Here is a 4,937-nt window from a genome sequence, read left to right on the forward strand (position 1 = left end):
AGCCCGCCGAGTCCAACTTCCGCGACAAGGTCCGCATCGCCGCCTACCCCTGCGAGGAGCGAGGAGGCGTCGTCTGGGCCTACATGGGCCCGCCCGAGCTCACCCCCGAGGTGCCCGGCCTCGCGTGGGCCTTGGCCCCCGACAGCCACCGCTACCTCTCCAAGTGCCGCCAGGAGTGCAACTGGCTGCAGGCGCTGGAGGGCGGCATTGACTCCAGCCACATCAGCTTCCTCCACAGCAGCCTCAAGGCCCGCGACTACGCCATCAACGCCTCCAGCCGCGGCCTCCAGGACACCGCCCTCCACGATCGCTCGCCCCGCTTCTTCCTGGAGCAGGCCGAGTACGGTCTCGTCATCGGCGCCCGCCGCACCACCGCCGAAGGCCGGCACTACTGGCGCATCACCCCGTGGATGCTCCCCTACTCGACCATCGTCCCCGCCGAGCCCCACGCCGTTATGACTGGCAACATGTACGTGCCCGCCGACGACAACAACACCCTCGTCTTCCGCGCCTCGTGGCATCCGCTCCGGCCCCTGACCGACGCCGAGCTTCACGAGTACCGCACCGGCGGCGTCTTCCACGAGCTCGTCCAGCCCGTGTCCTACATCCCCTACGCCAACAAGGACAACGACTACCTCCAGGACCGCCAGATGCAGCGCACCGTCAACTTCTCCGGCATCAAGGGCATCCAGGCGCAGGACATGGCCGTCATCGAGAGCATGGGGCCCATCTCCGACCGCACCCGCGAGCACCTCGGCACCTCCGACTCCGCCATCCTCGGCGCCCGACGACGCCTGCTCCGCGAGGTCGCCAACTTCCAGGAGGGCGTCGAGCCCACCGCGCCGTACGACGGCAACCTCTACCGCGTCCGCTCCGCCGCCGTCGAGGTCCCCGCGTCCATGCCCATGCTGGACGTCGCCGAGCGGTACATGGACGTGGAGCAGTCCACGCTCACCAAGACGCCAACCGAGTAGACAAATCGCTGAGATCTTAGCCCCAGCGGGAGAGCAAGGAGGACACCATGCTGACGTTTCAGGAAAACGAGACCCTCGCACGCATCAGCCCCGGCACGTCCACGGGCGAGATGATGCGCCGCTATTGGGTGCCCGCCATGCTCGACTGGGAACTCCCCGAGCCCGACTGCCCGCCCATTCGCCTCAAGCTGCTCGGCGAGGAGCTCGTCGCCTTCCGAGACACCAACGGCGCTGTCGGCATCGTCGACAACTACTGCCCGCACCGCCGCGCCAGCCTCTTCTTCGGCCGCAACGAGGAGGCCGGCCTCCGCTGCGTCTACCACGGCTGGAAGTTCGACGTGAACGGCGACTGCGTCGACATGCCCTCCGAGCCCGCCGAGTCCAACTTCAAGGACAAGGTGAAGATCAAGTCCTACCCCACCGCAGAGATGGGCAACGTCGTTTGGGTCTACATGGGCCCGCCCGACAAGCAACCCCCGCTGCCCGAGCTCGAGTGGACGCAGGTGCCCGAGAGCCACCGCGGCGTCAACAAGGTGGTGCAGAAGTGCAACTGGCTGCAGGGGCTGGAGGGTGGCATAGACACCGTCCACATCAACTTCCTGCACCGCAACCTCCAGGGCTCCGGCATCGTCGCCCGCGACCGCGCCTTCGCCCGTTCATTCGCCGCCAGGGTCGAGGTCGTCCCCACCGACTACGGTTACACCTACGCCGGCATCCGCGACCAGGCGGACGACAACGAGAAGTACGTGCGCGCCTACCACTTCATCGCCCCCTGGACCCAGCTCCGGCCCAACCAGCTCAACCGCGGCGGCGCCCCACGCCTCAAGGACTCCGGCCACATGTGGGTGCCCATCGACGACTACACCACCATGGTCTGGAACTTCACCTTCTCCTTCGGCGACGAGCCCCTCACCGAGGCCGAGCGCCTGCAGGTCGGCTCCGGCAACGAGCTTGGTAAGGACATCGACTTCGAGAACGGCTTCAAGTCCCGCGCCGATGCCTCCAATGACTACTTCATCGACCGCGAGGTGCAGCGCACCCAGACCTTCACCGGCATCCCCGGCACCAACACCCAGGACCGCGCGGTGCAGGACACCATGGGCCCCATCTGCGACCGCACCCGAGAGCACCTCGGCACCACGGACCGCGCCATCATCATGGCCCGCAAGATCCTGCTGGACGCGTCCCGCATCGTCGAGGACGGCGGCGACCCGCCCGGCCTTGGCGGCAATGTCTTTGACCTCCGCTCCGTGGAGAAGGTGCTGCCCACAGACGTCTACTGGCGTGACGCTCTCTGGGACGAGCTCTATCACAAGGCCCAGTACACCCCGGAGTACGTCCGGGCATAAGGCATCTAAGGCACTGCAACGTGCGCTCGCTCGGTTCGCCTTGGGCCCCACCCTCTTCCCGGCGAAAGCCGGGATCCAGGGGCGGGGCACTGAGCGGGCCATGCTCGATGAGCAGAGGTAGAAACGCGCGCCCAGTCCGTTCGCCCAGAGGCTCTCGAAGGGGTGAACGGGCTGGGCGCAAGCTGTTGCAAGGAGGAACCCGATGACTGACACCCGGACGGCCCGGCTGCGGGCCATGCTGCGCGCCGAGGGCATGGTGGTCGCCCCCTTCTGCCTCAATGCCCTCCACGCCAAGATCGCCGAGTCCGTCGGCTTCGAGGCTGTCTACATGACCGGCTCCGGCACGTCCGCCGAAAAGGGCTTCGCCGACGTCGGCCTGCTCACCCAGTCCGAGATGGTCGCCAACGCCCGCTACATCGCCGACGCCGTCCAGGTTCCCGTCGTCGCTGACTGCGACACCGGCTACGGCAACGCCATCAACGTCTGGCGCGCCGTCCGCGACTACGAGTCCATCGGCGTCAGCGGGGTGCACATAGAGGATCAGGTCTTCCCCAAGAAGTGCGGCTTTTTCGCCGGCAAGGACGTCATCCCCATGGAGGAGCACGTCCAGAAGGTCCGCGCCGCCCTCGACGCCCGCCGCGACCCTGACTTCGTCATCATCGCGCGCACCGACGCATTGGCAGTAAATGGATGGGAGGACACCGTCCGCCGATGCCGAGCCTACTACGCAGCCGGCGCGGATCTCGTTTTCGTGGACGGCGTCAAGACAAAGGAAGACCTCGAGACCTACGCCACGGAGTTGGCAGGCATCCCCAAGGTCTTCAATGGCGCAGACCCCGTCGCGACGACCGGCGAGGTCGCCGCCCACGACTTCAAGCTCATGCTCGCCGGCTACACCCTCACCGTAGTCTATGACGCAGTAAAGCGAGCAATGGAAGAGATCCGGGACACCGGCGCAATCAGCGCCCCCCAGCACCGCACAGAGATAGCCAACCTGCTGGGCCTCCAGCGCATCTACGATATGGAGGTGGAGTACGCGGTCTAGGGGCTAAGGCGTGGGCAACGGAAGAAGGTCGGCGTCAAAGCCCATGAACACACCAGGTCGCATCCGGTCGGCGGTCTCTTGACCCTACTGTGGCGCTGAGGTGGATCGGCTGGAGGCTGGCGTCCGGGCCTTCACCCAAGCGCGAATGGCTTCCTGCGCCACCTCAATCTCGTTCTTGTCCTCGCATATCGCCAGCTCGCTCAGGCCGGCGATTTCCTCGCTTGCAAGGGGAACGGACAGAACGACGGTGCCCGGCCGCTTGCCGGTCATCTGGTCAGTCACATCTTCACCAAGGGCGAACTCTCGTTCAAAGTCTTCAGTCATGACGCTTGGTACCCCCTGTAGCGTTCCCGATGATGGGCGTTCCCCTCAAACGCCGAAATTGGATTCCACGTTCCCTCCGGGGCTCCCTTCACGATAGGAACAACTATGATCCGGCCCGCCCTTGTCTCGCCCACCATTACCACTGGTGCCCTGCGCTGCTCTCCTCGGTTGAAATAGAACCGGGGCAGGCCGTTGAAGACCTCTTGAAGCTCCGCAAGAGTGACGAAATGCTTGTCGTAGCGGCGTCTGCGTGAGGCCATATGCTCCGCAAATGCAGCGTCGACCTCCACTGCGTCTATTCTACCAAAGGCTTCGATAATTGCCTGCAGGTCGTCTTGACTGCTCTGTTCGGTCATGCGTATTCGGTGCAACCGCCCTGTGGCGGTTCGACGCCCTCCCCTCGATTACCTTGGATTCGCCGTCTCCCTGCACCTACCCTGCCGCCCTACCCGGCCGAGTTTCTGTTCGCCAAGCCTCAGTTCGCCGACACCTGCTCCAGCTCCAGCGGCGCCTGCCGGTTCGTCCCCAGCTTGATGAAGTCCAGCGCATCGTGGGGGTCCTCGAACCCCTCCGCAAATATCTCCAGCTCGTTCCCGTCCGGGTCCTGGAAGTAGACGCTCTTGGTGATCGTGTGGTCCGTCGTCCGGCTGATCGTCGCGCCCATCTCCTCCAGCCGCCCCTTCAGCTCCTTGAGCTCCGGCAGCCCACCCTCGATCTGGAACGCGATGTGGCTCAGCCCCACCTTGCCCCGCTCCGCCCCCTCGGGCGCTTGGAACAGCGCGATGTCATGGTGCTGCGCCCCAAACGACAGGAACGCCGCCCGGTGGTTCTCCTTCAGGTCGACCACCTCCAGCCCCAGCGCCCTGGTGTAGAAGTCCACAGACGTCAGCACGTCCGTAACACTCAGCACAACGTGCGCAACCTTGTTCACTCGTGCCATCGCTCGCCTCCTCGCCCGGGTAACAATTGCGCCAAGAGTAGCCGAGCGTCCCCGCCCTGACAAGCCGCACCCGCTCCCCTACCACCATACCGGCGAAAGCATGCCCCGTACCCCGATACGGGGCCGGTATCCAGGGGCGGGGGCCGGGATCCCTTCCCCCTCAGGGGGAAGGTTAGAGCCTGCCCCGTACTCGATACGGGGATGGGGGACTACCCCACCCAAACACCAATCCCTCGCGCCAACGCACTCCACCCTCCACCGACATTCCTGCATTCCCCCACCGTCATTCCTGCGCAGGCAGGAAT

At 65.4% G+C, this 4,937-nt stretch carries 6 protein-coding genes; 3 read left to right on the forward strand and 3 right to left on the reverse strand.

The features are described 5' to 3' along the window. From OXC99_00025 to OXC99_00035, 3 genes are all read left to right on the forward strand, one after another. Positions 1 to 974, forward strand: a 974-nt coding sequence (locus OXC99_00025) for an aromatic ring-hydroxylating dioxygenase subunit alpha (protein ID MCY4623387.1), incomplete at its 5' end; no start/stop codon positions are given. Between the two features lie 47 nt (positions 975 to 1,021). After that, entirely contained in the window at positions 1,022 to 2,323 is a 1,302-nt protein-coding gene (locus OXC99_00030; GenBank protein MCY4623388.1) for a Rieske 2Fe-2S domain-containing protein, read from the forward strand. A 202-nt stretch (positions 2,324 to 2,525) separates the two neighbouring features. Beyond that, positions 2,526 to 3,368 (forward strand): isocitrate lyase/PEP mutase family protein, encoded by an 843-nt coding sequence (locus OXC99_00035; protein ID MCY4623389.1) that lies wholly within the window; start codon positions 2,526 to 2,528, stop codon positions 3,366 to 3,368. Between the two features lie 84 nt (positions 3,369 to 3,452). Here OXC99_00035 and OXC99_00040 read toward each other — a convergent pair whose 3' ends face one another. The 3 genes from OXC99_00040 to OXC99_00050 all read right to left on the reverse strand — a co-directional run bounded on the left by OXC99_00040 (position 3,453) and on the right by OXC99_00050 (position 4,632). Then, complete coding sequence (locus OXC99_00040) at positions 3,453 to 3,692, reverse strand: hypothetical protein (protein ID MCY4623390.1); 240 nt, start codon at positions 3,690 to 3,692, stop codon at positions 3,453 to 3,455. Further along, positions 3,689 to 4,048 (reverse strand): hypothetical protein, encoded by a 360-nt coding sequence (locus tag OXC99_00045; GenBank protein ID MCY4623391.1) that lies wholly within the window; start codon positions 4,046 to 4,048, stop codon positions 3,689 to 3,691. Before OXC99_00045 ends, OXC99_00040 begins: the two co-directional genes overlap by 4 nt. A 119-nt stretch (positions 4,049 to 4,167) precedes the next feature. After that, complete coding sequence (locus OXC99_00050) at positions 4,168 to 4,632, reverse strand: VOC family protein (GenBank protein MCY4623392.1); 465 nt, start codon at positions 4,630 to 4,632, stop codon at positions 4,168 to 4,170. Positions 4,633 to 4,937: the final 305 nt, after the last annotated feature.

The organism is Chloroflexota bacterium, assembly GCA_026713825.1.
Lineage (GTDB): Bacteria > Chloroflexota > Dehalococcoidia > Lucifugimonadales > UBA1127 > UBA1127.

Coding starts and splice junctions, on each gene's coding strand:
- OXC99_00045 (MCY4623391.1), bottom strand. CDS start 4,048: ATGACCGAACAGAGCAGTCAAGACGACCTGCAGGCAATTATCGAAGCC.
- OXC99_00050 (MCY4623392.1), bottom strand. CDS start 4,632: ATGGCACGAGTGAACAAGGTTGCGCACGTTGTGCTGAGTGTTACGGAC.
- OXC99_00040 (MCY4623390.1), bottom strand. CDS start 3,692: ATGACTGAAGACTTTGAACGAGAGTTCGCCCTTGGTGAAGATGTGACT.
- OXC99_00030 (MCY4623388.1), top strand. CDS start 1,022: ATGCTGACGTTTCAGGAAAACGAGACCCTCGCACGCATCAGCCCCGGC.
- OXC99_00035 (MCY4623389.1), top strand. CDS start 2,526: ATGACTGACACCCGGACGGCCCGGCTGCGGGCCATGCTGCGCGCCGAG.